This window comes from Pseudomonas sp. COW5, assembly GCF_026240005.1.
Classification (GTDB): Bacteria; Pseudomonadota; Gammaproteobacteria; order Pseudomonadales; family Pseudomonadaceae; genus Aquipseudomonas; species Aquipseudomonas kribbensis.
In genome coordinates, this window is sequence record NZ_JAPHVP010000001.1 from 959,203 (window position 1) to 985,583 (window position 26,381).

General features: G+C 60.8%; 32 protein-coding genes. 10 read left to right on the forward strand and 22 right to left on the reverse strand.

Annotation, left to right across the window (positions count from 1 at the left end):
- Window positions 1–240: 240 nt before the first annotated feature.
- The gene (locus OQ248_RS04400; RefSeq protein WP_265812141.1) at window positions 241–573 is read left to right on the forward strand and encodes a DUF3077 domain-containing protein; all 333 of its coding nucleotides are present in this window, start codon (window positions 241–243) and stop codon (window positions 571–573) included.
- A 67-nt stretch (window positions 574–640) separates the two neighbouring features.
- On the opposite strand, the gene OQ248_RS04405 is transcribed toward OQ248_RS04400, so the two are convergent.
- A complete protein-coding gene (locus tag OQ248_RS04405) occupies window positions 641–2,542 on the reverse strand; it encodes a potassium transporter Kup (RefSeq protein ID WP_192552987.1) in 1,902 nt (633 codons plus the stop codon).
- Window positions 2,543–2,991: 449 nt separating this feature from the next.
- Here OQ248_RS04405 and rimO point away from each other — a divergent pair, with 449 nt between their 5' ends.
- From rimO to tsaA, 6 genes are all read left to right on the forward strand, one after another.
- Window positions 2,992–4,329 carry a 30S ribosomal protein S12 methylthiotransferase RimO gene (gene rimO, locus OQ248_RS04410; protein WP_085712910.1) on the forward strand — a complete coding sequence of 446 codons (1,338 nt, stop codon included), beginning with the start codon at window positions 2,992–2,994 and terminating at the stop codon, window positions 4,327–4,329.
- Between the two features lie 111 nt (window positions 4,330–4,440).
- Window positions 4,441–4,914, forward strand: a complete 474-nt coding sequence (locus OQ248_RS04415; RefSeq protein ID WP_114881685.1) for a GNAT family N-acetyltransferase — start codon at window positions 4,441–4,443, stop codon at window positions 4,912–4,914.
- A 190-nt stretch (window positions 4,915–5,104) separates the two neighbouring features.
- Window positions 5,105–5,815 (forward strand): rRNA pseudouridine synthase, encoded by a 711-nt coding sequence (locus OQ248_RS04420; protein ID WP_265812142.1) that lies wholly within the window; start codon window positions 5,105–5,107, stop codon window positions 5,813–5,815.
- Window positions 5,816–5,888: 73 nt separating this feature from the next.
- Entirely contained in the window at window positions 5,889–6,356 is a 468-nt protein-coding gene (locus tag OQ248_RS04425; protein WP_265812143.1) for a DUF1456 family protein, read from the forward strand.
- 126 nt (window positions 6,357–6,482) lie between these two features.
- Entirely contained in the window at window positions 6,483–7,253 is a 771-nt protein-coding gene (locus tag OQ248_RS04430; protein ID WP_265812144.1) for an SDR family oxidoreductase, read from the forward strand.
- A gap of 86 nt (window positions 7,254–7,339) precedes the next feature.
- Window positions 7,340–8,038, forward strand: coding sequence for a tRNA (N6-threonylcarbamoyladenosine(37)-N6)-methyltransferase TrmO (gene tsaA / locus OQ248_RS04435; RefSeq protein WP_265812145.1), 699 nt, complete (start codon window positions 7,340–7,342; stop codon window positions 8,036–8,038).
- A gap of 157 nt (window positions 8,039–8,195) precedes the next feature.
- Here the strand turns inward: tsaA and fpr are convergent, their stop codons facing one another.
- The gene (gene fpr / locus OQ248_RS04440) at window positions 8,196–8,975 is read right to left on the reverse strand and encodes a ferredoxin-NADP reductase (protein ID WP_003222277.1); all 780 of its coding nucleotides are present in this window, start codon (window positions 8,973–8,975) and stop codon (window positions 8,196–8,198) included.
- A 144-nt stretch (window positions 8,976–9,119) separates the two neighbouring features.
- Between fpr and OQ248_RS04445 the strand changes: the two genes are divergently transcribed.
- The gene (locus OQ248_RS04445) at window positions 9,120–10,046 is read left to right on the forward strand and encodes a LysR family transcriptional regulator (protein ID WP_085712905.1); all 927 of its coding nucleotides are present in this window, start codon (window positions 9,120–9,122) and stop codon (window positions 10,044–10,046) included.
- Here the strand turns inward: OQ248_RS04445 and OQ248_RS04450 are convergent.
- The 3 genes from OQ248_RS04450 to OQ248_RS04460 all read right to left on the reverse strand — a co-directional run bounded on the left by OQ248_RS04450 (window position 10,043) and on the right by OQ248_RS04460 (window position 12,103).
- Window positions 10,043–10,405, reverse strand: a complete 363-nt coding sequence (locus OQ248_RS04450; protein WP_003222276.1) for a diacylglycerol kinase — start codon at window positions 10,403–10,405, stop codon at window positions 10,043–10,045. The two genes, OQ248_RS04445 and OQ248_RS04450, sit on opposite strands and share 4 nt — an antisense overlap.
- Before the next feature lie 75 nt (window positions 10,406–10,480).
- The gene (gene erdR / locus OQ248_RS04455; protein WP_085647827.1) at window positions 10,481–11,131 is read right to left on the reverse strand and encodes a response regulator transcription factor ErdR; all 651 of its coding nucleotides are present in this window, start codon (window positions 11,129–11,131) and stop codon (window positions 10,481–10,483) included.
- A gap of 228 nt (window positions 11,132–11,359) precedes the next feature.
- Window positions 11,360–12,103, reverse strand: a complete 744-nt coding sequence (locus tag OQ248_RS04460; RefSeq protein ID WP_085712903.1) for a tRNA-uridine aminocarboxypropyltransferase — start codon at window positions 12,101–12,103, stop codon at window positions 11,360–11,362.
- Window positions 12,104–12,292: 189 nt separating this feature from the next.
- On the opposite strand from OQ248_RS04460, the gene OQ248_RS04465 reads away from it, so the two are divergent.
- Window positions 12,293–12,718: a PA3611 family quorum-sensing-regulated virulence factor gene (locus OQ248_RS04465; RefSeq protein ID WP_119427211.1), complete on the forward strand. Its 426-nt coding sequence runs from the start codon at window positions 12,293–12,295 to the stop codon at window positions 12,716–12,718.
- Here OQ248_RS04465 and OQ248_RS04470 read toward each other — a convergent pair whose 3' ends face one another.
- Window positions 12,719–12,913 carry a hypothetical protein gene (locus OQ248_RS04470; RefSeq protein WP_085712901.1) on the reverse strand — a complete coding sequence of 65 codons (195 nt, stop codon included), beginning with the start codon at window positions 12,911–12,913 and terminating at the stop codon, window positions 12,719–12,721.
- A 354-nt stretch (window positions 12,914–13,267) separates the two neighbouring features.
- Between OQ248_RS04470 and OQ248_RS04475 the strand changes: the two genes are divergently transcribed.
- A complete protein-coding gene (locus OQ248_RS04475) occupies window positions 13,268–14,386 on the forward strand; it encodes a TIGR00730 family Rossman fold protein (RefSeq protein WP_265812146.1) in 1,119 nt (372 codons plus the stop codon).
- 71 nt (window positions 14,387–14,457) lie between these two features.
- Here OQ248_RS04475 and recX read toward each other — a convergent pair whose 3' ends face one another.
- The 16 genes from recX to OQ248_RS04555 all read right to left on the reverse strand — a co-directional run bounded on the left by recX (window position 14,458) and on the right by OQ248_RS04555 (window position 26,381).
- Window positions 14,458–14,928 (reverse strand): recombination regulator RecX, encoded by a 471-nt coding sequence (gene recX, locus OQ248_RS04480; protein WP_085712899.1) that lies wholly within the window; start codon window positions 14,926–14,928, stop codon window positions 14,458–14,460.
- 8 nt (window positions 14,929–14,936) lie between these two features.
- Window positions 14,937–15,995 carry a recombinase RecA gene (recA, locus tag OQ248_RS04485; protein WP_085712898.1) on the reverse strand — a complete coding sequence of 353 codons (1,059 nt, stop codon included), beginning with the start codon at window positions 15,993–15,995 and terminating at the stop codon, window positions 14,937–14,939.
- An 83-nt stretch (window positions 15,996–16,078) separates the two neighbouring features.
- Window positions 16,079–16,579 (reverse strand): CinA family protein, encoded by a 501-nt coding sequence (locus OQ248_RS04490; RefSeq protein WP_085712897.1) that lies wholly within the window; start codon window positions 16,577–16,579, stop codon window positions 16,079–16,081.
- Window positions 16,580–16,647: 68 nt separating this feature from the next.
- Window positions 16,648–17,166 (reverse strand): lysis system i-spanin subunit Rz, encoded by a 519-nt coding sequence (locus OQ248_RS04495; protein ID WP_265812147.1) that lies wholly within the window; start codon window positions 17,164–17,166, stop codon window positions 16,648–16,650.
- Window positions 17,145–17,711 carry a glycoside hydrolase family 19 protein gene (locus OQ248_RS04500; RefSeq protein WP_265812148.1) on the reverse strand — a complete coding sequence of 189 codons (567 nt, stop codon included), beginning with the start codon at window positions 17,709–17,711 and terminating at the stop codon, window positions 17,145–17,147. The genes OQ248_RS04495 and OQ248_RS04500 overlap by 22 nt, the downstream gene beginning before the upstream one ends.
- 114 nt (window positions 17,712–17,825) lie before the next feature.
- Window positions 17,826–18,272 (reverse strand): hypothetical protein, encoded by a 447-nt coding sequence (locus OQ248_RS04505; protein ID WP_265812149.1) that lies wholly within the window; start codon window positions 18,270–18,272, stop codon window positions 17,826–17,828.
- Window positions 18,273–19,166, reverse strand: coding sequence for a phage tail protein (locus tag OQ248_RS04510; protein ID WP_265812150.1), 894 nt, complete (start codon window positions 19,164–19,166; stop codon window positions 18,273–18,275).
- Window positions 19,167–19,188: 22 nt separating this feature from the next.
- Window positions 19,189–19,755, reverse strand: a complete 567-nt coding sequence (locus OQ248_RS04515) for a tail fiber assembly protein (protein ID WP_265812151.1) — start codon at window positions 19,753–19,755, stop codon at window positions 19,189–19,191.
- A gap of 7 nt (window positions 19,756–19,762) precedes the next feature.
- The gene (locus OQ248_RS04520) at window positions 19,763–20,857 is read right to left on the reverse strand and encodes a phage tail protein (RefSeq protein ID WP_265812152.1); all 1,095 of its coding nucleotides are present in this window, start codon (window positions 20,855–20,857) and stop codon (window positions 19,763–19,765) included.
- Window positions 20,858–20,986: 129 nt separating this feature from the next.
- On the reverse strand, window positions 20,987–21,502 hold the full coding sequence (locus OQ248_RS04525) for a phage tail protein (RefSeq protein WP_265812153.1): 516 nt from the start codon (window positions 21,500–21,502) through the stop codon (window positions 20,987–20,989).
- A complete protein-coding gene (locus tag OQ248_RS04530) occupies window positions 21,499–22,656 on the reverse strand; it encodes a phage tail protein (protein WP_265812154.1) in 1,158 nt (385 codons plus the stop codon). Before OQ248_RS04530 ends, OQ248_RS04525 begins: the two co-directional genes overlap by 4 nt.
- Before the next feature lie 11 nt (window positions 22,657–22,667).
- Window positions 22,668–23,267, reverse strand: coding sequence for a putative phage tail protein (locus OQ248_RS04535; RefSeq protein WP_265812155.1), 600 nt, complete (start codon window positions 23,265–23,267; stop codon window positions 22,668–22,670).
- Complete coding sequence (locus OQ248_RS04540) at window positions 23,255–24,301, reverse strand: baseplate J/gp47 family protein (protein ID WP_265812156.1); 1,047 nt, start codon at window positions 24,299–24,301, stop codon at window positions 23,255–23,257. Before OQ248_RS04540 ends, OQ248_RS04535 begins: the two co-directional genes overlap by 13 nt.
- On the reverse strand, window positions 24,291–24,689 hold the full coding sequence (locus OQ248_RS04545; protein ID WP_096819584.1) for a phage GP46 family protein: 399 nt from the start codon (window positions 24,687–24,689) through the stop codon (window positions 24,291–24,293). The genes OQ248_RS04540 and OQ248_RS04545 overlap by 11 nt, the downstream gene beginning before the upstream one ends.
- A complete protein-coding gene (locus tag OQ248_RS04550) occupies window positions 24,689–25,198 on the reverse strand; it encodes a phage baseplate assembly protein V (protein WP_265812157.1) in 510 nt (169 codons plus the stop codon). Before OQ248_RS04550 ends, OQ248_RS04545 begins: the two co-directional genes overlap by 1 nt.
- 133 nt (window positions 25,199–25,331) lie before the next feature.
- Window positions 25,332–26,381 carry a phage baseplate assembly protein gene (locus tag OQ248_RS04555; RefSeq protein ID WP_265812158.1) on the reverse strand — a complete coding sequence of 350 codons (1,050 nt, stop codon included), beginning with the start codon at window positions 26,379–26,381 and terminating at the stop codon, window positions 25,332–25,334.

Here is a 26,381-nt window from a genome sequence, read left to right on the forward strand (position 1 = left end):
CTCCGGAGGTCGCTGACCCTTTCAGCGATCGGGTGTGGTAACCCGGATAAACCAGCGCAACAGCGCCCCATTCACAATCACAGGCACTTTCATGCCTGTGATTTCGGTTTATGGCAGCTGTGCGTGGGACGCCTCCGGGCGTGCCGGTTTCCTTGGTTCCCGGTTTACCACCCTGCGTACAGCTGCCTCCCTTTCGTGTGGTAACGGAAGTTGCAGCTCCTCGAACCAAGGAGTAACACCATGACCGAAACGAAATCGTTTACACCCACAGACCTTACAACCATCGGCTTCACCTCCTTTCTCTACGGCTCTGGCTCCGATCAAGCGTTTTTCAATGTCCGCTCTGGCGTCCCCATCGTCGAAGCCCTGTCACAGGCTTCAGATCTGTTGTTCCTCGCCAAATCCTTCGCCGAGGATGCCGCCTACGATAAAGAAAACGACCGCCACGCCTGGGCTGCGCATTACCTGACAATCATGGGCAAGGCCTTGATGGATGATGTGACGAAATCCCTGATGCCACGAGCAGCGCGGACAAAAACCGAGTCTGAAGCAGAATTGCCAGAAAGCATCTAAAGGCACAGAAACGAAAAAGCCCCTGCCAACCAAAAGGCTGACGGGGGCTTTTCATTCAAGGCAGGACCTACATCTCCACCTGCGTCCCCAACTCGATCACCCGGTTCAGCGGCAGATTGAAGAACCGCAGGTTGCCGTTGGCATTCTTCAACATGAACGCAAACAGCGCCTCGCGCCAACGGGCCATGCCTTCGAGTTTCGAGGCGATGACCGTTTCGCGGCTGAGGAAGTAGGTGGTGCGCATCGGGCTGAAGTCGAGGTCGTCCAGATGGCACAGCTTCAGCGCCTGCGGCACGTCCGGTTCGTCGGTGAAGCCGAAGTGCAGGATCACCCGGAAGAAGCCTTCGCCGTGGGCTTCGACTTCGAAGCGTCGCGATGGCGGGACGCGCGGGATGTCTTCGTACACCACAGTCAGCAGCACAACCTGCTCGTGCAAGACCTGGTTGTGCAGCAGGTTGTGCAACAGCGCGTGTGGCACGGCGTCGGAGCGGGCGGTGAGGAACACAGCCGTGCCCTGAACGCGGTGTGGCGGCTGCACGCGGATACTGCTGATGAAGATCGGCAGCGGCAGAGCGCCTTCGTCCAGACGTTCGACCAGCAACTGCTTGCCGCGCTTCCAGGTGGTCATGAGGATGAACAAGGCGATACCGGCGACCACCGGAAACGCACCACCCTGGACGATCTTCGGTACGTTGGCGGCGAAGTACAGCCCGTCCACCAGCAGGAAACCGATCAGCACCGGCACGGCCAGCACCGGCGGCCATTTCCACAGCAACAGCATGACCGCCGACACCAGAATGGTGGTCATCAGCATCGTCCCGGTCACCGCCACGCCGTAGGCCGAGGCCAGGGCGCCGGAGGACTCGAAGCCCAGCACCAGCAGGACCACGCCGACCATCAGCGTCCAGTTCACCGCACCGATGTAGATCTGCCCCTGCTCATCGCTGGAGGTGTGCTGGATGTACATGCGCGGAATGTAGCCGAGCTGGATCGCCTGACGGGTCAGGGAGAACGCACCGGAAATAACCGCTTGCGAGGCGATCACCGTGGCCAGGGTCGACAGGCCCACCAGCGGAATCAACGCCCAGCTTGGCGCCAGCAGGTAGAACGGGTTGCGCGCGGCTTCCGGGTTGTCCAGCAGCAAGGCGCCCTGACCGAAGTAATTGAGCACCAGCGCCGGCAGCACCAGCAGGAACCACGCCCGGGCGATCGGCTTGCGACCGAAGTGGCCCATGTCGGCGTACAGCGCTTCGGCACCGGTCAGCGCCAGCACCACGGCGCCGAGAATCGCCACGCCCATGCCGGCGTGCACCATGAAGAAACGGATGGCCCAGATCGGGTTCAGCGCCTTCAGCACTTCCGGGGAATGGCTGATGCCGTACACGCCGAGGGCGCCGAGCACCAGGAACCAGGTGACCATGATCGGCCCGAAGAGAATGCCGATCCGCGCCGTACCATGACGCTGGATCAGGAACAGGCCCACCAGCACCACCAGCGACAGCGGCACGACCCAGTGGTCGATACCATCGAACGCCAGACCCAGACCTTCAATGGCCGAGAGTACGGAGATCGCCGGGGTGATCATGCTGTCGCCGTAGAACAGCGCCGCACCGATCAGGCCGCAGACCACCAGCAGCGAACGCAACTTCCTGCGCTCCCCCGCCGCCCGTCGCGCCAGCGCGGTCAGTGCCATGATCCCGCCTTCGCCCTGGTTGTCGGCGCGCAGGACGAACATCATGTACTTGATCGAGACGACCCAGATCAGCGACCAGAAGATCAGCGACAGAATGCCCAGCACTCCGTCGTGATTGACCGGTACGCCGTAACCGCCGGAAAACACTTCTTTGAGGGTGTACAACGGGCTCGTGCCGATGTCGCCGTAAACTACCCCGACTGCCGCGACCAGCATGCTCAGCGGTTTTGCAGCCGAATGCTCGGCGCCCGCCGCCTGACTACTTGCCTGACCCATCCAACACTCCTGATTTCCAGACCGGCTTCTTTGAACGAAGCACTATGCTTTTTGATGCAGCATGCGCTGTTTTACCTGTTGTTACAGTCGTTTTGTTGACTGTAAAAAATTGGTAAAGCCCAACGGCGCGAAGCATAGCGCAGCACTCGTCGTATTTCCCTGCATAAAGCTGGTCAAGTGCGCTGCTCATCGCTAGAATTGCGCACTTTTTGATCAGAGGCGCACGAAACGTCCTGTCTCGCGAATCACTGCTGCTTTTTGACGGCGCCTGTTGTCGCCATGCTGCGTTGCCGCTTCTCGCCATAGCGCGCTATGACTCGGCGCGGCGCCTTGCCTGGCAACAACAGGCACTCGTCAAAAAACAGCGGATTCACGAGACAGGACGTAAAGCGCCCGTCCGTCGGCTTCCGCCATCAGGCAAGCGACGTCACAAAACACCGAGGTTAGACATGTCCACCACTCCTGCGCCGGCCAATCCAAAGGTTGGCTTCGTATCTCTGGGTTGCCCGAAAGCACTGGTCGACTCCGAGCGCATCCTGACCCAGCTGCGCATGGAAGGCTATGACGTGGTGTCCACCTATCAGGACGCCGACGTGGTCGTGGTCAACACCTGTGGCTTCATCGATTCGGCCAAGGCCGAATCGCTGGAAGTCATCGGCGAAGCGATCAAGGAAAACGGCAAGGTCATCGTGACCGGCTGCATGGGCGTGGAAGAAGGCAACATCCGTGACGTGCACCCGAGCGTGCTGGCCGTCACCGGTCCGCAGCAGTACGAGCAAGTGGTCAACGCCGTGCACGAAGTCGTGCCGCCGAAACAGGATCACAACCCGCTGATCGACCTGGTGCCGCCGCAAGGCATCAAGCTGACGCCGCGCCACTACGCGTACCTGAAGATTTCCGAAGGCTGCAACCACAGCTGCAGCTTCTGCATCATCCCGTCGATGCGCGGCAAACTGGTCAGCCGTCCGGTCGGCGACGTGCTCGACGAAGCCCAGCGTCTGGTCAAATCCGGCGTGAAGGAGCTGCTGGTGATCTCCCAGGACACCAGCGCCTACGGCGTTGACGTCAAGTACCGCACCGGTTTCTGGAACGGCGCGCCGGTGAAGACCCGCATGACCGAACTGTGCGAAGCGCTGAGCACCCTCGGCGTCTGGGTCCGTCTGCACTACGTTTACCCGTACCCGCACGTCGACGAACTGATCCCGCTGATGGCCGCCGGCAAGATCCTGCCGTACCTGGACATCCCGTTCCAGCACGCCAGCCCGAAAGTCCTGAAATCGATGAAACGCCCGGCGTTCGAAGACAAGACCCTGGCGCGGATCAAGAACTGGCGCGAAATCTGCCCGGACCTGATCATCCGTTCGACCTTCATCGTCGGCTTCCCCGGCGAAACCGAAGAAGACTTCCAGTACCTGCTGGACTGGCTGACCGAAGCCCAGCTCGACCGCGTCGGCTGCTTCCAGTACTCGCCGGTCGAAGGCGCGCCGGCCAATGACCTGAACCTCGACATCGTCCCGGACGACGTCAAGCAGGATCGTTGGGAGCGCTTCATGGCGCACCAGCAGGAAATCAGCTCGGCCCGCCTGCAAATGCGCATCGGCCGTGAAATCGAAGTGCTGGTGGACGAAGTCGACGAACAAGGTGCGGTCGGCCGCTGCTTCTTCGACGCCCCGGAAATCGACGGCAACGTATTCATCGACAACGGCAGCAACCTCAAGCCGGGCGACAAGGTCTGGTGCAAGGTGACCGACGCCGACGAATACGACCTCTGGGCCGAACAGATCTAAACGCGAAAAATACGAAAAGCCCCGCTCTCTTTTACGAGATGCGGGGCTTTTTTACGGCTATCGTTTGTGAGGGGAAGGACTCCCTCATTAATGACAAAGAGGCTATCGGGCATGCGCCACCATTCGGTCATTCACACGCCGAAACTCAGTGATTATCAGGAACTGACCCGGGTCTGGGAGGCCTCGGTTCGCGCAACCCATGATTTCCTGCCGGACAGCTACATCGAGCTGCTGCGCAATCTGGTGCTGACCCGCTACCTCGATGCGGTGATGCTGATCTGCACCAGGGACAGCCATCAGCGCATCACCGGGTTTGCCGGCGTGGCGGCGGGCAAAATCGAAATGCTGTTCATCGACCCCGAGCATCGCGGCCAGGGCCTGGGCAAGAAGCTGCTCAATTATGCGATGCAGCACCTGAACGCCGATGAACTGGACGTCAACGAGCAGAACCCGCAGGCCCTGGGCTTTTACTTCAAACAGGGGTTCGAGGTGATCGGCCGGTCGGAAGTCGATGGCATGGGCCAGCCTTATCCGTTGCTGCACATGCGGTTGCGCCAGAACCAGCAACGCTCGCAACACGGCTGACACGACAGAAATCGGCTGTGGGAGCGAGCCTGCTCGCGATGGCGGTCTGTCATCCGACATTGATATCGAGACTAAAGGCCTCTTCGCGAGCAGGCTCGCTCCCACAAAAAGCCAAGCGGTAAAAATCGTTCCGGGCTTAACCGGCGCCAGGCAGGTACAATGCCCACCCCTTTTTTGTTACGGCCCTGTCATGACTGACCCGATTCGCCTCTCCAAACGCCTCATCGAACTGGTCGGTTGCTCCCGCCGGGAGGCCGAGCTGTTCATCGAGGGCGGCTGGGTCACCGTGGACGGCGAAGTCATCGACGAGCCGCAGTTCAAGGTCGGCGACCAGAAAGTCGAGCTCGACAAGGACGCCAAGGCCACCGCGCCGGAGCCGGTGACCATTCTGCTCAACGTGCCGGCGGGCATGGATGTCGACACCGCGATGCAGTCGCTGAGCGCCGACACCCTCAGCGAAGAACACCGCTACGGCAAGCGTCCGCTGCGCGGGCATTTCCTGCGCCTGACCGCCAGCGCCGACCTGCAACCCAAGGCCAGCGGCCTGCTGGTGTTCACCCAGGACTGGAAGGTGCTGCGCAAGCTCACCGCCGACGCGGCCAAGATCGAGCAGGAATACGTGGTCGAAGTCGAAGGCGACATGGTCGCCCACGGCCTCAATCGCCTGCAGCACGGCCTCACCCACAAGGGCAAGGAACTGCCGCCGGTCAAGGCCAGCTGGCAGAACGAAAACCGCCTGCGCTTCGCCATGAAGAACCCGCAGCCGGGCATCATCGCTCAATTCTGCGAAGCGGTCGGGCTGAAGGTCGTCGGCGTCCGCCGTATCCGCATCGGCGGCGTATCGATCGGCAAAGTGCCGGCCGGCCAATGGCGCTACCTGTCCGGCAAAGAGAAGTTCTAAGGCCTCCGTTGCCGCCACACATTCCGGCATCGCGCCTGCGCGGTGCCCACAGCGAACGATCAGGATTGCAAACATGGTTCATAACGACGTACTGCGCAGCGTGCGCTACATGCTCGACATCAGCGACAAGAAAGTCGTCGAAATCATCAAACTCGGTGGCATGGACGTCACGTTGGCTGATGTCGTGACGTATCTCGACAAGAAAGAAGAAGACGATGAAGGTTTCGTGCGCTGCCCGGACGAAGTCATCGCGCACTTCCTCGACGGTCTGGTGATCTTCAAGCGCGGCAAGGACGAAAGCCGTCCGCCGCAGCCCATCGAAGTGCCGGTAACCAACAACATCATCCTGAAAAAGCTGCGCGTGGCCTTCGAACTGAAAGAAGACGACATGCACGCGATCCTCAAGTCTGCCGATTTCCCGGTATCCAAGCCTGAGCTGAGCGCACTTTTCCGCAAGGTCGGCCACACCAACTACCGCCCGTGCGGCGACCAGTTGCTGCGCAATTTCCTCAAGGGGCTGACGCTGCGCATTCGCGGCTGACCTTGAAAAAACGGCGACTTCGGTCGCCGTTTTCATGCATGGCCCTTCATTCCCTCGAAAAATAGTGGCTCCGCTTTTCGCGGCCGGCGACTAGGGTGTACTGAACCCTAGCCCTCAGGATTCGCCATGCACCCGTATTTCTCCCTGCAAGGCCGCACTGCCCTGGTGACCGGCGGCACCCGTGGTATCGGCAAAATGATCGCCAAGGCCTTTGTCGAGGCCGGCGCCCGCGTGTACGTCTGTTCCCGTGACGCTGAAGCCTGTCATCAGACCGCTGAAGAACTCGGTGCCCTGGGCGCTTGCGAGGGCGTGGCGGCGAATCTGGCGACTGAAGAAGGCGTAAAAGAGCTGGCGGAGCGACTGGGCGAGCAGATCACCCATCTGGACATTCTGGTGAACAATGCCGGCACCACCTGGGGCGCGCCGCTGGAGAGCTACCCGGTCAAGGGCTGGGAGAAGGTCATGCAGCTCAACGTGACCTCGGTGTTCAGTTGCATCCAGCAGTTTCTGCCGCTGCTGCGCAAGGCCGGTTCGGCAGCCAATCCGGCGCGGATCATCAATATCGGCTCGGTGGCCGGGATCTGTTCCTTCGGCGAGCAGGCCTACGCTTATGGGCCGAGCAAAGCGGCGCTGCACCAACTGTCGCGCATTCTTGCCCGGGAACTGGTGAGCCAGCACATCAACGTCAACGTGATTGCGCCGGGACGCTTCCCGAGCAAGATGACCCAGCACATCGGCAGCGACCAGCAGGCACTGGCCGAAGACACCGCGCTGATCCCCATGAAACGCTGGGGACGCGAGGAAGAGATGGCGGCGCTGGCGATCAGCCTGGCGAGTACCGCCGGGGCCTACATGACCGGCAACATCATTCCGCTGGATGGCGGGTTTAGCCTGTAGATACGCGAAGAGGCCAGATCTGTCAGCACCAGACTTGAAGCCTGCCGGGTTATCATGCCCGCCCTGCTCCGTTTCGAATGCAAACCATGACTTACAGCGTCTCCCCCATCGGCTTCGTCCGCTCCTGCTTCAAGGAGAAGTTCGCCATCCCGCGTCAGCCGCAACTGGCCCCCGCCGCCCGTGGCGTGCTGGAGCTGGTGGCACCGTTCGACCAGGGCGATGCAGTGCAAGGACTGGAGCAGGTCAGTCACGTCTGGCTGCTGTTCCTGTTCCATCAGGCGCTGGAAGACAAGCCGCGCCTCAAGGTCCGCCCTCCCCGTCTGGGTGGCAACAAGTCCATGGGGGTGTTTGCCACCCGCGCCACGCATCGGCCAAACGGCATCGGTCAGTCGGTGGTGAAACTGGACAAGGTCGAGGCCGATCGCCTGTTCATCTCCGGCATCGACCTGCTGGACGGCACGCCGATTCTCGATATCAAACCCTACGTGCCTTACGCCGATATCATCGCTGACGCCTCCAACAGCATCGCCAATGCCGCGCCGCAACTGATCGACGTGCAGTGGGCGGACGCGGCGCTGCAACAGGCGCACACGCACGCTCAGCGCCTTGCCGAGCCTTTGGTCGAGTTGATCGAGCAATGCCTGGCCCAGGATCCGCGTCCGGCCTACCAGACACCCGCACCGGAGCGTGAATACGGCGCGCAGTTCTGGGATCTGGACGTGCGCTGGCATTACCCGGCACCGGAGCAGATCCGCGTCCTGGAAGTCATCCCCGCCGAAGCGTGATCCCCGGAAACGAAAAAGCCCGCGCTGCCTTCTCAGGCAACGCGGGCTTTCTTGTGTGGGAGAGAGCTTGCTCGCGAAGGCGGCGTGTCAGTCAACATAACTGCTGAATGTTCTACCTTATTCGCGAGCAAGCTCGCTCCCACAGATTTGAATGTGCTTACTTCTCGACGAACGCTCGCTCGATCAGGTAGTCACCCGGCTCACGCATACGCGCCGAGATCTTCAGGCCGAAGCTGTCGAGCACTTCGCTGGTCTCGTCGAGCATGCTCGGGCTGCCGCAGATCATCGCGCGGTCGTCCTGCGGGTTGATCGGTGGCAGACCGATGTCGCTGAACAGCTTGCCGCTGCGCATCAGGTCGGTCAGACGGCCCTGATTCTCGAACGGCTCGCGAGTCACGGTCGGGTAGTAGATCAGCTTGTCACGCAGCGCCTCGCCGAAGAACTCGTTCTGCGGCAGGTGCTCGGTGATGAATTCGCGGTAGGCGACTTCGTTGACGTAACGAACACCGTGAACCAGGATCACTTTCTCGAAGCGCTCGTAGGTTTCAGGGTCCTGAATTACGCTCATGAACGGCGCCAGACCGGTGCCTGTGCTCAGCAGGTACAGGTGCTTGCCCGGGTTCAGGTCGTCCAGGACGAGGGTGCCGGTAGGCTTCTTCGAGATGATGATCTCGTCGCCTTCCTTCAGGTGCTGCAGCTGCGAGGTCAGCGGACCATCAGGCACCTTGATGCTGAAGAACTCGAGATGCTCTTCCCAGTTCGGGCTGGCGATCGAGTAAGCACGCATAAGCGGGCGGCCGTTTGGCTGTTGCAGGCCGATCATCACGAACTGACCGTTCTCGAAGCGCAGGCCCGGATCGCGGGTGCACTTGAAGCTGAACAGAGTGTCGTTCCAGTGATGAACACTGAGGACACGCTCGTGGTTCATGTTGCTCATGTACGTGGGACTCCTGGAGATTGATCTGCGCTTGCCCGGCTCGCGTTGAAGGATGCCGACGGTGCGCAATTGCATCGCATTCTAATAGCGCCGACAATATCTGTTAACTGGATTATTAAGATAAGGGTTATCGGTTATATCGATATGCGATTTACTCTTCGTCAACTGCAAGTCTTCGTCGCTGTCGCCCAGCAGGAGAGCGTGTCCCGTGCTGCGGGTCTGCTCAACCTGTCGCAATCGGCCGCCAGCACTTCCATCACCGAACTGGAGCGTCAATCCAGCTGCCAGCTGTTCGATCGCGCCGGCAAACGCCTGAGCCTCAACGCCCTCGGCAAACAATTGTTGCCGCAAGCGGTGGCCATGCTCGATCAGGCCAAGGAAATCGAGGACCTGCTAAACGGCAAATCCGGTTTCGGTTCGCTGTCGGTGGGCGCGACCCTGACCATCGGCAATTACCTGGCCACCCTGCTGATCGGCGGCTTCATGCAGCGTCATCCGGAAAGCCAGGTGAAGCTGCACGTGCAGAACACTGCCAATATCGTGCAACAAGTGGCGCATTACGAAATTGATCTGGGTCTAATCGAAGGCGATTGCAGTCACCCGGACATCGAAGTGCAGAGCTGGGTCGAGGATGAACTGGTGGTGTTCTGCGCCCCGCAACATCCATTGGCCAAACGCGGCAGTGCGACCATGGAGGAGTTGACCCACGAAGCGTGGATTCTGCGCGAACAAGGTTCAGGCACCCGCCTGACCTTCGATCAGGCCATGCGTCACCATCGCAGTGCGCTGAATATTCGTCTGGAGCTGGAACACACGGAAGCGATCAAGCGCGCCGTGGAATCGGGTCTGGGGATTGGCTGCATCTCGCGTCTGGCGCTGCGAGATGCTTTCCGGCGCGGCAGTCTGGTGCCGGTGGAGACGCCGGATCTGGATCTGGCGCGGCAGTTCTACTTCATCTGGCATAAACAGAAGTACCAGACTTCCGCCATGCGCGAGTTTCTCGACCTGTGCCGCGCCTTCACCGCCGGGGTCCAGCGCAGCGACGAGATCGTCCTGCCGACAATCGCTTAAAGCAGAATCACCGCCCATACCAGGGCAATCATGCTCAGTGCCACGAATTGCGCGGCGCTGCCCATGTCCTTGGCGTTCTTGGACAGCGGGTGCAGTTCCAGGGAAATGCGGTCGATGGCCGCCTCCACCGCAGAGTTCAACAGCTCGACGATCAGCGCCAGCAGACACACGGCAATCAGCAACGCCTGCTCGACACGGCTGACATTCAGGAAGAACGTCAGTGGAATCAACACCACGTTAAGCAGCACCAGCTGACGGAACGCCGCTTCGCCGGTGAAGGCTGCGCGCAGGCCGTCCAGCGAGTAACCGGATGCGTTGAGGATGCGTTTCAGGCCCGTCTGGCCCTTGAAAGGTGACATAAAGTAAACAACCGACCAAAAAGAAGTGGGGAAGCTAGTTCAACGAAAGTCAAAAAAGCGTGAAGACGCCAGCCTTTACTGGCTTGGAATTGACTCAAGTTGTTGCAAGAGTAAAGCCGCCTGAGTGCGAGTCCGCACGTTCAACTTGCGAAAGATCGCCGTGACGTGGGCCTTGATGGTCGCTTCCGACACACTCAACTCATAGGCAATCTGCTTGTTGAGCAGGCCTTCACAGACCATGGTCAACACCCGGAACTGCTGGGGCGTCAGGCTCGCCAGGCCATCGCTTGCGGCTTTGGCTTCATCCGAAACGCTGACGGCTTCGAACGCCTGTGGCGGCCAGAATACGTCGCCGTCCAGCACTTTGCGCACCGCTTCCTGAATCACGCTCAAGTCGCTCGACTTGGGAATGAAACCGCTGGCACCGAACTCCCGCGACTTGACCATCACCGAAGCTTCTTCCTGCGCCGAAACCATCACCACCGGAATCTGCGGGTACTGCCCGCGCAACATCACCAGCCCGGAAAACCCGAAAGCGCCCGGCATGTTCAGGTCCAGCAGCACCAGATCCCAGTCGGCCTTCTCGGTCAGGCGGGCTTCCAGCTCGGCGATGCTCGCCACTTCCACCATTCGTACATCCGGACCAAGGCCCATCGTCACCGCTTGATGCAGTGCGCTACGAAAAAGAGGGTGATCATCGGCAATCAGGATGTCGTATGTGGCCATTTTTCAAATGATCCTGTTTTTGATGGCAGACCCGATGCATTCGGGGCTCACCAAGGCAAATCAAGATGCCGGCGCTTGTGCAGCGGCATCCACAGGGGCACGTTCAACGCCAATCACGGACAAAACGGCGTTTCAAACCTTGGCCGCACCCCAATCGGCGCCAAGCATGCCCAGCGAAGCCGGGGTGGTCAAGCAACACGGCCACTGCTTTAGCAGTATGGGCCAGGATCAGGCCGGCACCGGCTGCGGGTTGGCTATAAAAGGCAGCAACTCGGCATGGGCCGGTGTCGACACATTCACTTCAAGCTGCTGCTTGGCGCCCAGGTAATGCTGGCTGAACACATCGAAATAGGCGTCCAGCGCGGAGGCGGCATCCGTATCACCCGCCAGTTCCAGACACAGCGCCGCCACTTCGGCGGTGCACAAGTGCTCGCTGCGGGTCGAACGGCGCAGGCGATAGCGCGACAGTTTGTCGGGCAACAGACTGAGGATCGGCAGGCGATCGAAGTACGGGCTTTTGCGGAAGATCTTGCGCGCCTCGGTCCAGGTCGCGTCCAGCAGAATGAACAGCGGACGCTTGCTGCTATCGAGATCCACGGTGTTGGTGACCCGCGAAGGCTCTACATACTCGCCGGGAAACACCAGATAAGGCTGCCATTGCGGGTCGTTCAGCAGCGCCAGCAGTTGCTCGTCGGGTTCGGTTCGCGACCAGATGAAGGCGTGATTGTCCCGCACGATGTCGGCGATCAGCCAACCGGTGTTGCTTGGCTTGAACACTTCCTTGCCGGTCATGATCAGGCAGACACCGGAGCGGGTTTCCACGGTCGGCCGCCAGGCGCACAGGCAATGACTGATGATTACCCGGCAGTCGCGGCAACGTTCGGAGCGAAAACCACGGGCCTGAATCGGCTTGATGCCCTCGTCCTCGCGCTGATCGCGCAGGCGGGCCACGGCGTTGGGGGCATGGTTCATTGCGGGCGACGCCGACTGACAGGAAAACTCGACACGAACAACTCTCGGCAAGGCAATAAAGGCCGGCAGTTTATCAGAGCAGCGGGCACAAGCCTGTACCCTCCCGACCGGCTCCCCTATAATTCGCCGCCACTGAACGCACAGCCCCGGGGCTGGTCGAACCACCAGTCACTGAATCAGGAGAGTTTCATGCTGCGCCTTATCGTTCCTACCGCAGCCATTGCGCTGGCGTTGTCCTTCAGCGCACAGGCTGCGTCCCTGAAAGAGCAGAACCTGAACAAAGAGCTGCAAAACGTCGCCGCACAAAGCAGCGTCGGTACACCACGGGCGATCAACGAAGACATCCTCGATCAGGGTTACACCGTTGAAGGCACCACGCTGATCAACCACCTGAGCGTCCAGGCAAGCCATGCCGACAAGATGCGCGCCGATCCCAAGGCCGTGTACTTCCAGCTGGGGGCTTCGGTCTGCAACAACCCGTCGTACCGCAAGCTGATGGCCAAGGGCGCCGTGATGCGCTATGACTTCAGCGAAGTGAAGACCAACCGGGCAATCGGTTCGGCCAGCTATCAGGAATCGGACTGCCCGAAAGCAGGCCCGGCGAAGAAGAAGTAATCAACGAGAATTGGCGCGCCGCTGTTCATCCTCGGCGCGCAGTTCGGCCAGCAAGGCCTGCAGATAGCGCGAGCGGCGCTCCCCTCCCGAAAGACGTCGGCAGCACTCCTCTTCGAGACTGACATGATTGGTCTCGGCCGATGCCTTCAACATTCGATACAGCTGCGTATCGATCTCCAGAATGACTCTGGTCATGTGTCCCGCCTCCTTGCCACCCGCAAATCCTTGAATCGCGTGCACCTTGCGTACGCTCGCTGACGCAAAGTTGTCGTACGGCGCCTTTAACTTAGTAAATCAGAGCATTTTGCCCTCGGTGCGCCATCGGACGAGCGGTGAAAGCACTTCGCAAAACCACAATAAGCAGTTGCCAGGCAAGACTTTGTGGCGCAATGCTCAATGAGCGAGAAATGCTTTGAGGGTCTAGATTCAAAGTATTCCCGATCATTTTATCAACGGCAGGAAAGGAGCTGCCGGACGTTTGTTTTTCTTGCAGCGCGGCACTGACGCCGCACGTCAGGGCCGAAGGCTCTGTGCAGAAGGAGAAGTTGCATGCCTTACCAACCGAATGACCTGCTCAGCCGTCATTTTCAGGAAAGCGGCCACGACCTTACCGGCAAGGTCGAAGAACAACTCAACCTGGTTTCCCCCAACAGCCCGAACATTCCCATCTACCGCGACATGATCCTGACCGTGCTGCGCATGGCCCAGGAGGATCACAACCGCTGGAATGCCAAGATCACCCTGCAAGCCCTGCGGGAGCTGGAACAGGCGTTTCGCACGCTCGAACAGTTCAAGGGCCGGCGCAAGGTCACCGTATTCGGCTCGGCGCGCACGCCCGTCGAGCATCCGCTGTACGCCATGGCCCGAGAACTGGGCGCAGCCCTGGCCCGCTCAGACATGATGGTCATCACCGGTGCCGGTGGTGGAATCATGGCCGCCGCCCATGAAGGAGCCGGCCGCGATCACAGCCTGGGATTCAACATCACCCTACCCTTCGAACAGCACGCCAACCCTACCGTGGACGGCACCGGGAACCTGCTGCCGTTCCACTTTTTCTTTACGCGCAAACTGTTCTTCGTCAAGGAGGCCGATGCACTGGTGCTGTGCCCTGGCGGTTTCGGTACGCTGGACGAAGCGCTGGAAGTGCTGACCCTGATCCAGACCGGCAAGAGCCCGCTGGTGCCGGTGGTGCTGCTGGACGCGCCGGGCGGCACGTTCTGGCAAGGGGCGCTGGATTTCATTCGCCAGCAACTGGAGGACAACCGTTACATCCTGCCAACTGACCTGAAACTGATGCGCCTGGTCTACAGCGCTGAAGAGGCGGTGGAACAGATCAATCAGTTCTACGGCAACTTCCACTCCAGCCGCTGGCTCAAACGGCAGTTCGTGATTCGGATGAACCACAAGCTCAGCGACCGGGCCCTGGACCACATGCAGGAAGCCTTCGCCGATCTGTGCCTGAGCGACCGGTTCCATCAACACGCCTATAGCGCTGAGGAACACGACGAGGTGCAATTCAGCCATCTGGCGCGATTGTCCTTCGCCTTCAACGCCCGGGACCATGGGCGCCTGCGAGAACTGGTGGACTTCATCAACCTGCCGGAAAACTGGGCCCAATCCAGACCACAAACGGCGCAACCCTCCCGAGAACCGTCAAAGGTAATCTGAAGGCAAAAAAAAGCGGCCCGCTATCGAAATAGCGGGCCGCTTTTTATTTTTTGATTGAAGCTGGAACCGATTTAATCGTCCATCCCTCTGCCGCTGAACAAGCGGTTGATCATCTCCATCGAGAACCCCCGATACGCCAGAAACCGGCCTTGTCTGGCTCGTTCCTTGGCGTCTGCGGGAAGCTGCCCGGAGAATTTCCGTTGCCAGGTGTCTGTCAGTTGCTCTTGCCAGTTGATACCGCTCTCACGCAAGGCAAGTTCGATATCGGCACGCTGCAGGCCACGCTGGCTCAGTTCTTCACGAATCCGTAACGGGCCGTAACCTGAACGGGCGCGGTAAGAAACAAAGCTTTCCAGATACCGGGCTTCGGAAAGCAGCCCTTCTTCCGTCAATCGGTCGAGGGCTGTTTCGATCATTTCGGGTGGAGCGCCGCGCTGACGCAGTTTACGCGTCAGCTCGACTCGACCATGCTCGCGACGTGCGAGCAGGTCCATTGCGGTTCGCCGCACCGCGACGAGGGTATCGAGTACGGCGGTTGTCATCGGTGCAATCAGATATCAGCGTCAGCCAGGTCGTCTTCGGTCTCGGTGACCGCAGAAGCCTTGGAGTCGGCAATCACAGCTGGCGACAGCAGTTTGTCACGCAGTTGCTTCTCGAGCTTCGCCGCGACTTCCGGGTTGTCTGCCAGGAACTTGGCCGAGTTGGCCTTGCCCTGACCGATCTTGGTGCCTTCGTAGGCATACCAGGCGCCGGACTTCTCGACGAAACCGTGCAGCACGCCCAGGTCGATCATCTCGCCGTTCAGGTAGATACCCTTGCCGTAGAGAATCTGGAACTCGGCCTGACGGAACGGCGAAGCCACCTTGTTCTTCACGACCTTGACGCGGGTTTCGCTGCCGACCACTTCGTCGCCTTCCTTCACCGCGCCGGTACGGCGGATGTCGAGACGAACCGAAGCGTAGAACTTCAGCGCGTTACCACCGGTGGTGGTTTCCGGGCTGCCGAACATCACGCCGATCTTCATGCGGATCTGGTTGATGAAGATCACCAGGCAGTTGGCGTTCTTGATGTTACCGGTGATTTTACGCAGCGCCTGGGACATCAGACGGGCTTGCAGGCCCACGTGCATGTCACCCATTTCGCCTTCGATTTCAGCCTTCGGTACCAGTGCCGCCACGGAGTCGACGATGATCACGTCAACGGCGTTGGAGCGCACCAGCATGTCGGTGATTTCCAGGGCCTGTTCGCCGGTGTCCGGCTGGGAAACCAGCAGGTCGTCGACATTGACGCCCAGCTTGCCGGCGTACTCAGGGTCGAGGGCGTGTTCGGCGTCGACGAATGCGCAGGTCGCGCCGGCCTTCTGGGCTTGGGCGATCACGGACAGCGTCAGTGTGGTTTTACCGGAAGATTCAGGACCGTAGATTTCAACAATACGACCTTTTGGCAGGCCGCCGATGCCGAGCGCGATGTCCAGACCCAGAGAGCCGGTGGAAATGGCCGGGATCGCCTGACGGTCCTGATCGCCCATACGCATTACGGCACCCTTGCCGAATTGACGTTCGATCTGACCCAGGGCCGCAGCCAAGGCTTTCTTCTTGTTGTCGTCCATTAAAGTCCTCACGTAATCAATAAGGCCTGACGGCCAACACCTGTATAAGTAGCCAGTATTATTCCACAGCGTTCGCGGATCGCCTACCCCTGATTTTCGATTTCTCGTGCCGCTAGTCGCAGCAGGCCCTCTAGCGCGGCCTTCACCGTTTGTCGGCGGACTTCGTCGCGGTTGCCGGGGAAGTGTTGCACCTCGCTGGAAACCGCGTCGCCGACACCCCAGGCCAGCCACACCGTGCCCACCGGCTTGTTCGGCGAGCCGCCGTCCGGCCCGGCGATACCACTGACCGCCACGGCAAACCGGGCACGACTGTGTTTCTGCGCACCGCGCACCATCGCCTCGACCACCTCGCGACTGACCGCACCCACCGTCCCGAACAGTTCGGCGGGCACATTCAGTTGCTGGGTTTTCTGGCGGTTGGAGTAGGTCACATAACCGGCCTCGAACCAGGCGGAGCTCCCCGGGATCCGGGTAATCGCTTCAGCGATGCCGCCGCCGGTGCAGGACTCGGCCGTGGTGACGTGGGCATTGAGCAACTGCAGGCGTCGGCCAAGTTCGGCCGCCAGTTGGGTGAGGTCTTTCACGGCACTCTCCGGATCGGGTGGAATGCCTACCACCGTACACGAGCCGGTTGCGCTTTCAATACACAGACTCATTCAAAATGTGCAGGCGCCAACGCTCTGATATAGGCCTGACAGGCCTGCAGGGCAATCAGTCCGCGATCGCCTTCGCCGGTGATGGCGACAATTCGTTGAGCATGCGCCGGGTCAAGTCGGGCGCGTACGGTTGCATGATCCACGCCGCCGGTGCCGGAGGCGGCTGGCACGCCGCAGCCTTGGGCAGCGTCGCCTGCGTCGATGAGGACTGACAGGCGCAGATCAGCAGTGGCAAGGCGATCGCGCAGGCGATCCTGATCACGTTGGGCATCGCTGAGTGCTCGATAGTGGGTTTGTTCACTGGCCGCGAGCCGTTGCTCCAGGGCCAGACGCTTGTCCTGCTCGGCCTGTTGCGCCGTGGCAGCAGTCTGAGTCAGTTGGTTGAGGGTTTCGGCATGCCGTCGGGCCTGCTCGGCCAGTTGGCGACCGTAGCGCCAGTCCTGGAACTGCCAGGCCAGTGCGGCAGCCCCCAGAACCAGCAATACAACACCGGTTACACGCCAGGAGATGGACATAGCACCGCCCTCGCCCGCGCCCAGAGATCCAGGCGATCCTGCAAGCCGTTCAATCCGCCGTTGATTCGACGGGTGATGGTGTTGAACTGATCGCGGTCCGCCAGTTCGTTCAGACCGTTCAGCTCCCAGAACCACGCGGCGGACTCCGCCGCCCATTGCGGTTGCTCGAGCAATTCAGGCAACGACAACAGACGCTCATCGCCAAACAGCCCGAGACTGCACTGGCGATAGTTGGTGCGGCCGGTGATCTGGATCAGCCCGCGACCGCGATACTTCTGTCCGTCACCATCGGCTTCCGGCGTGTTGCCCAGGCGCAGGGCCAGCGTCCCCGTGTCGTACTTGCTCAGATACTGGTTGTCGCCCAGTTCGCGCACGTAGCGCAGTTGCCCGGACTCATGGCCGACCTGAGCGAGAAACGCAGCGACGCGCTTGGGCGTATCGATGCGATGACGCGCCATGGCGTCGTTGAGCGGTGAAACAAAAACGCCCGCTTGGGAGCGGGCGTTGGGCATGATGTTGCTGAGGTTGTTTTCAGTGATTTGCATAATGCTTGATCCTCCCTGGATGTGCTGCGATTGAATCATGACTGGAGACCAGGGCCTGCCAGCCATTTCTTTCCGGAGTTTTCTGCGCCAGCATCCTTGTGAAATACAGAGGGCTCAAAGTGCCGTTGCCAACCAGCGCGGCGCCACCGGACGATGCTCGCTGAACGGGAAAAACGAAGCCTGTGGCCAGTCCCGCAGCGCGCGCCGAAACACTTGCAGCTCGGCATATTGCTCGGTGGTCAGCGTGGTGCCCCCGCCGTCCTCCAACTCATCGCGGTCGCGGGCCACCAGGCCATCGGTGGCTGCCAGTTGTGCGGTTCGCCAATTGCGTTCGGTTTCGCCCGCCTGTTCTGCCGAAGGAGGCGGCGGATCGACCAGTATCGGATAACCGGTTTGCGCATCCACACCGATGACTTTCGCAGTGACCGCCAGTTGCTGGAGCAATGAAATCCAGTAGGCCTTGGGAATTTCGATGACGTCGTCCGGAATGTCCGACGAATTGATTCCCGGCACATAAACCCCTCGGGTACGTGCACTGAATAAAACGTTGAAGTCGTTCATTTAATAGCCCTTGGCAAAATAAAATACGGTCCAGCCAGCCGCGACCTGGTTGAGCGCGTTGCGTACTTTCAAGCGAACGCCTTGTTTGGTGGCCGAGCCGCCGATAACAATGACCATGGCGCCGTCACCGCCAACATGAGTGGCGACACACGAGAAAAACGCATTCGGGAAGGAAATCGGGAAACTGACCCACATTTCACCATTGGCATCGGTAGTACCGAATCCCCATTGATCGATGTTTCCACTGGCATGTTTCTGGTATCCAGGGTTACCAGACCAGCCGGAAAACAGCGCGGCATATTTCAGACTGGCCGTGCCGTAAACCGTCCAGATACCGTTCTCTTTGACAACGTTGGCACTCTCGCCGCTGTTCATCACAATCGAGCTCAGATAGGCGCCTTGCGGACTTATTTGCGTATTGCCCATGCAGGCAATGGTGATCGCTGCGTTGCTGCGACAGTGAAAGCCGATCGTCGCGCCGTTGGGCAAGTTGAGGATGTCCGGCAAGGTCACGGTGTATGCCGAGTTGCCGCCCAGGCCGATTGAACATCCGACATCCGCGGCCGTCAGTTGTGTGGCCGCAGACACACCGCGCGCGCCGGCATAGTTGCCAAGTGCGCGCTGGACAAACTCGGACGTCGCCGCAGAACGACTGACATCGAATGGCGCAGCCGTCTGGAACAGTTGAGAGCTGCGAAGTGCCCCCAGCAATTGCGTATTTGACGCCTCGCTCGGCGTCAGACCGCCGGCACGCACAACACCCAGAATTTCCTGTGTAACACCGTTGCCCCAACTGGCTGGAATCAACGATCCCGGTTTACCTGTGACCAGGTCTTCATCAACAAACCGGCCATTGACCAGGCCGGCGCTCGGGACGCTGTTTGGATAGTCCATTGCACTTCTCCCTGTGTGGAAATCAGATGTTCACCGTTGTGCCGGGCACAACGGGCCAGGTGATTTCCTCGGGGAAACCAGTCTGTTTTTCGATACGGTTCAGTTCCACGCTGTAGAGCTTCCATTCGAGCAACTGCAGTTGCTCTTCGTGGCTGGCGTCGCCGATGTCTTCGGCGTATTGCAGGGGCGCAATGCGCAGGACAGCGTCACGCAGCAGCGCGTCACGCGTCTCGCCGGCCTGTTGGCTGATACTGGCCAGACGGACTTGCGCATCCAGTTGCCAGGCGTTGTCGCGCCACACATGGAACTCTCCGGGCCAGGGTTGCGCCGTCAGGGTGTCGGGCAACTCGCCCAACTCATTCCAGATCTGTTGCGCGCCGCCGTCCTTGCGATAGACCAGACCACGTCGGTCAATCACCTCTCGCGGTACTCCATTGATCAACGCCCAGGCGTGACCGCTTTCCAGTTCAGGCAATTCGAACGATAACTGGACTGCGTTACTGGGCAGTTGAATACCGATACCTGGCGTCACGAAAAACTCGACAGGCCCGGACAAGGCGCCCGAGCCATCAAACAGATAATTGAACATAGGTACCTCAGATGAGTTTGATACGGCCGGGATAGGCGATGTTGCGCGGGCGGGACTTGAAGGCCAGCAGCAGGGTATTGGCAGCATCACGCTGGTAAGTCGTATTGGCAGGGAAAATGGGGCCGCCATTGAGTAGCCCGGATACGTATTGCGGCTCTTCACGGGTTTCGGCACCGAAGCCGGTCAGACTGTCCGACCAATACGCTCCGACCGCACCGCTGCCATTTGCGCCTTGGGCGTAGGAGTGAATCGAACCGCCCTGAAAGGAACCCATGGCCCGTGCCGCGTCCACGCCCCGGCCCTCGTCCAGCACTCGCAGAAACTCGCCTCGCCCTTCCGGGCCGCGGAAGGTCGCCGCGCCGTCGCCCGAAGTCCATTTACCTTCGTTGCCTGCACGCGCCGCTTCAGTGCCCAGCATTCCGGAGAGCTGGGCGTGATCCCACAGCCACGGCCACTCGACACGCTTCATGACGGTGCCGTTGAGCGCTCCGTAACCACCAGGGCTGAGCGACATGGTTGTCTCGAAAAACGGCCGGCCAAGGGGGGTGTTGTCGAAGCGACCGACTGGCCACCAACTACCAGCGCCGTCGCTGCGCAAATGCCACCAGTCACCGCCGCCCATCAGCACCAGAAACGGATAACCGCTCGCAGACAAATGCGTGTGAAAACGGATCCGGTCGGTTCCGGATGCCTGCACCACCATTCGATTGCCGCTGTTGTCGACACGACGAACAATCACGTCGCGCACACCCAGTCCGACAGTGGCGCCGGGCAAGGTGATCGTCGTGGCACCGGGGCTGCCATCGATCAGTACCAGACCGAGTTCCTGATCAATCAGTGCCTTCGAAGCGGCAAGCCGTGTCACCACCGAACGCATTGGGCTGGCGGCACCGATGATCGATTGAATGGCTTTGAACAACTGGCCGGTATCGACCTCGTTGGCCGTCATTCCGGCACCGTCGATCACGTTGAGAATTTCTTGTGTAACGCTGTTGCCCCACACCGCCGGAATTAAAGAACCCGGCGTGCCTGCCACCGGGTTTTCGTCGACGAAGCGGCCGTCGACCAGGCCGACGCTGGGGACGCTTTTTGGATAATCCATGGGATGTTCGTTCCTCTGTCATGACAAATGAAACGTTGCAGCGCGAAGGCTTTCGCAACGGCGCAAACGCTTCTGTTCCTGAAAATAAAAAGCCCACGGCGACGTGGGCTTGGGTGAGGCGGGATGCGATTACGGGTTGGTGTTGTCCGTCAGTCCACGAATGGCCAGCAGCACTTCGTCCGTGGCGGCACGCGCCTGTTCCAGCTGATTTTTGCTGGCGTACTCACGGATCCGGGTCTTGGCCTTCAGGCGCAAGGTGCGCAGGGTCAGCAGGCTGTCGCTGACCTGAGCGCCCTTGTCGAGGATCTGCTCGGCCGCCTGTTTCGCAGACCTGCCTTTGGCGACCCACGCGGCCACGGACAGCGGCACTTCCTTCTTCGGATAACCGGCGTCCTGAAAGGCCTGAGCGTCAAGGACTGCCTGGGCATACTCCAACGCCTTGAGCGGGTCACCGGCCAACACGCTGCGTGCACTGTCGGCGGCAGCATCGACCCGGGCACAGAGGCGTGCGGTTTCCTGTTGTTCCAGCAGCGCGACTTTCTCAGGGTTGACGACCCATTGTTCACCGTCCCAGTCATGGGTGGCGGACGGCTGCGCAGGACGCAACTCTCCATCGATCTGATGCAGTTCCTGAATGACGATCATCGAATGAGCTCCCACGACAGCTGAACGTTCACAGCTTCGCTAAAGTTGATCGGAATACCGGCGTTGTAATCGGTCACCGGATGGCTCTTGATGCCCATGCTCAGCAACAGCTCATCGCTGTCGGCGCTGGCCTGTGCCAGGTTGTGTTCGGCCTGATAGGACTGCCAGAGCGAGCGCACATTGGCGTGATCGAAACTGGCGGTCAGTGTCGAAACCGTGACGTCATTGACGATGTTGTTGGTGAAGATGACGCACGGTTGTGCGGTGGCAGGATTCCAGCCTCCGGCATTATTGGAAACGCCTGTGGATACGGGCGAAAGGTAGCTGTAGTTGCCGCCGGCCCATCCAGTCGAAGGAAACGCAACCGTCGTAACAGCGGTCGACGATGGCGTCGGGTTACCCACCACCAGCCGCGCAGCGCGGGCATGAGGATCCAGCGGCAGAAACACGGCTCCCGTGCCGTTGAGCGTTTGCGCCCAGGTCAGGCGTGCCCGGTTATAGATCGCACGCACAACCGGTACCGAGCCCGGTGCACCCGTAACCACCCAGGCCAGGCACATGTCCAGCACCGAACTCTGGAAACCACCGCCGGCAGCACCATTGACCGTGCCCTTCAGAGTGTCGGGCGCCACGTCGTAAATCGTCCCGCGCTGCATGTAGAACGTCAGTGCACCACTCACCACCTGCGCCCGCAGAAAGTAACCCGAACTCGGCAACAGATCGGCGCTGCTCCAGGCCTGAGTGGTGAACGTCCGCGAACGTCCCAACTGCCCCGCCACCACTTCCTGACCGATGCTGACGTAAACACCCGCCGGCACCGACACCCGACCGCCACTGGTCGAGGCGGCAGCCGGCGTGATCGGCATCCGCGCATCCGTAGTGGCAACGGTTGGCAACGGCAACGCCGCCAGCGGCAGCGCCAGATCCTGATTCCAGCCCTTGGCCGTCACCGTCTGAATCGCCTGCAGCAACTGATCGTATTTCTTCTCGTCCGGGGTCAGATCCCCGGCCTTGATCACGTTGAGAATTTCCTGCGTGACACCGTTACCCCAGTCCGCCGGAATCAACGATCCCGGCGTCCCGGTCAGAGGGTTTTCATCGATAAATTTCCCATTCACCAGACCGGCGCTGGGCACACTCTTCGGATAATCCATTGCGTTATTCCCTAGTCATAGTTGATGTGCACCTTGGTATGCGCCGGCGCCGCCCGGTGAATCAGGCACTCGAGCGCCGAACCCGGATTCACGCCGAAGCGTTCGCCCCAGTAACTCGCGCCAAAGCGCCGGCCGAGCAGCAGGCGGCCGCCGGTGTTGAGCGTCCACATGAACTGCGCTTCCCAGGTGCCCCAATGCGCCGCGCCGAAGCGCGAACGGCCCATGCGCGGGGCTTCGAGTTCGGTGATGGTGGCGTTGGGGTAACCCTGGCTTTTGGCGATTTCCAGGTAGTAGCCGACGGCCTGGCTGCCGACCGCGAGCAAGCGGCGGCGCACGGCCAGGCGACGGTCATCGAACAGCGGTGTGGCGCCGAGGCACGGATCGGGCAGGTTCATCACCTGCTCCCAGTCCGGCACCAGTTCGCTGACGCCGGCCGGGTCCATTTCGTTGAGCAGGTCGGCAGCGCGGACATCGAGACGTGCCAGTTCGGCAGCGACGCCTTGCAGCACCTCATCCAGCTCCGGCACCCGCTCCGGGTCCCATGCCGGGCCGCTGGGCAGCAAGGCGCGCAGTTGCGCCTGGTATTGCGCGGCGGATCTTATGCCCCCCATACGCAACCTCCGAAGGTGAGCAGTTCGCTTTGACCGGCAGGCACGTCAGCGGCCGGCGCGGTCAAGGTGTGATCGTACTCACCGCCGGCGCTGCTGATGGCTTCGCGAATATGGCTGATCAGCAACGGCACACCCAGGTCGGCTTCACGGTTGTGCAGGTCGCGCAGCTGCGCTTCGACGGCGGCGCGCACGGCGGTGGTGTCCGGGTTGACGCTCTTGAAGCGGTACACCACCGGCACTTGAATCGGTCGCTGCACATGCACTTCCGCCGTCACCGGTCGCAGCGGTTCGATGTAGTCCTGGACTTCCGCCAGTTGCTCGTCGTTGGGCACCGGTTGCGGATCTTCATCACGCATGATGAACACCGTCACCGTGCCCGGCCCGAGCAGGCCACCACGGCACCAGGCGCGAGTTACGCCAGGCACTTCCAGCGCCCAGGTTTCGTAGTCGCTGGCCGAGCCGCCGTGGGGGATGACGCGATAGGAACGGATCACCCGCGAACGCAGCGACTCCAGACTCTCCCGCGCTACGCCGCCGCTAAGGCCTGGCGCCAGCACGACAAAACTGTTGCCGACCACGCCGGTCACCGGCTGCACCGGAGTCAGCGCCAGTCCGGCATCGGCATTGCCTAGGCTGCCGGCCTCCAGCGCCGCGATGGTGGTGGTGTTGCTGCCATTGACGGTGGTGCGCGCGATGGTGACTTTGTAGGTACGGCCATCGCTCGATTGCAGCAACGTATCAACGTCCAGCACAGCGCCCGCGGTCGCGGTAAAACTGACGCTGCCGGTGGCGACTTGCGCCGGTTTGCGCGGCTGGTTCAAGCGCAGTGCAGCGATGCGTTCCAGGGTCGATTCGTCGGCGGTGTCGGGCAGGATCTGCTCGGCAATCCAGTCAAGGTAGCCATACAGACCATAAGCGGCACCACCGACGGTGCGGGCCAGGACTTGCGCATCGGACTGGCGCAGCGAATCGCCGGCCAGGTCGCTTTGGGTGCGCTTGATCAGCACCGGCAGCGAAGGGGTTTCAAACGGCATAGATCACCTGCCAACTGTTATCGGGGTTGATGTCCAGGCGTTCGCCGTCGGCCAGGGTCAGGACCGTGCGCAGGTTCAGGCGCTGGGCATCGAGGCGTTCGCTGATGATGTCGATGGCGCTGCAGTGGCCGTCATCGATCAGCCATTGCAGGGCTTCGCGGGCATAGAACTCGGCGTCCATCTGGGTCTGCCGGGTCAGCTTGACCCTGCGCAGCAGCCACAGCCGCGAGCCGATGCGATCGTCGGCCACGGTAGGAAAGGTGTCGCCCCACCAGCCGTAACGCTCCTCGTCGTCAAGAGCATCGTCGTCGGCCGCACGGCGCCAGGAGAACAGGCTGATCAGCACTGAACGGGTCAGCGCGGCGTGAAGGTTCTGACTGAAAAGCATCACTGACCTCCCGCCGGCACGCCGGTCTGGCCGCTGCCACCCTGCACGCCGCCATGCACGTGCTTGATCTGGCTGATGCCGCCGGCCAACTGATCACCTTTGGAAACGATCTTGCCGGTCTGGTTGATCACCGGTGTGTCGAAGTTCACGGCGGTGCTGGCGCGGATGTTGAGGGTGGAGGTTTCGATATCGATGATCCGCCCACGCCTGAAGTGGATCTTGTCGCCTTCGTCGGTGTAGATCGCCACTTCGCCGGCCGCCAGCGATTGCAGGCGATAACGGCGGTCAGCGACCACCAGCGCGATGGCGTGGGAACGGTCGCCGCCAAGAAAGGTGACGACGCCTTCGGCACCGGCCAGCGGGTGGCTGGTGAAGCCGTAGGGTTCGAAGTGCTCCATGTCGTCGTTCACTTCACCGGCGGTAAGGCGCATTTGCAGCGATTGCAGCTTGGAGGCCGAACTGGCGAGCACGACAGTGCCGCGCGCCAGCAGGCGTGTCAGTAGGCTCATAGGGTTTTCCTTGGAATGTCAGCCCGCCGCCCACCTGTGGGAGCGAGCCTGCTCGCGATGGCGATCTGGCAGACACTTCTGCACTGACAGGTCTACCGCTATCGCGAGCAGGCTCGCCCCCACAGAGGCGATGTCAGGCTGGTGGCTTTTTCGGTGGGGTCGGATTGGCGTCGAAGGTATGCGGTGGCGCCACTTGCAGGGTGGTCACCGAACCTTGCGCCGACAGCGAGTACGTCACCTTGGAAATCAGCATGTCTTCATCGAACCCGAGCACCGGATCCTTGACCCGCACCAGGGTGTTGTGACGCCACAGGTCACCGTTGGACTGACGCCAGCCCTGTACCTGATAAGTCGTGGTCAGCGCCCGGCCCATACGCGTCGCGCTCTCCCATTGCGCCCGTTGCTGGGCCAGTTCGAACGTCAGTTGCGAGCCTTCGTTGATGATCGTGGTACGCCGGCGTTTGAAACTCAGGTCGGCCGCTGTCGATTCCACTTCGCTGGCCGCCGCCCCGCTCTTCTTGTCGTTGCCCTTCTGCTGACCGATCACCCGGTACTCGGAAAACACCTGGCTGAAATCCATCGGCGCATTGGCCGAAAGAATGTTCTTGCCCAGCTCCAGCGCGTCACTGGCGCGACCGGCACTGCCGGGTTTGGCGAGTACCAGCCGGCCTTCGGCGTCATCGGTGGAAAACACCCGGTACAGCGAGAGCAGACGATCGATCGACTGAAACACCGTTTCACCCGGGACGATCGTGTGTTTGCTCAGACGTGCAGTCTCGGGAATCTCGTTGACCACAAACTGCGAGTATTCCCCGGCCAAGGCCTGGACGATGTTCAACAGCGATTGATCCTGCCATTGGCCAGGGATGTTTCGCGCCGCACAATCCACCAGATCCTGGGTCTTGGAACTGCCTTCGATGCTCAGGCTGATCTGCCGCCCGTCATAACTGATCGGGGCCTTGAACACATAACCGGTGAGCACCAGATCCTGGCCGATCCGCACTTCGCACGGGTCGCCGGCCTTGATCCGCTGATCCACGGTCTGCCCCGGCCATTGCCAGGTGATGTCGAGTTTGAAGGTGCGGAACTGGCGCTCCAGGTCCGCGGTGATCTCCACGCTTTTCCAGCCACCATATTCCATGCTGTCGACGGTCAGCGTCACGCGGTTGTCAGTCTCGTTCAT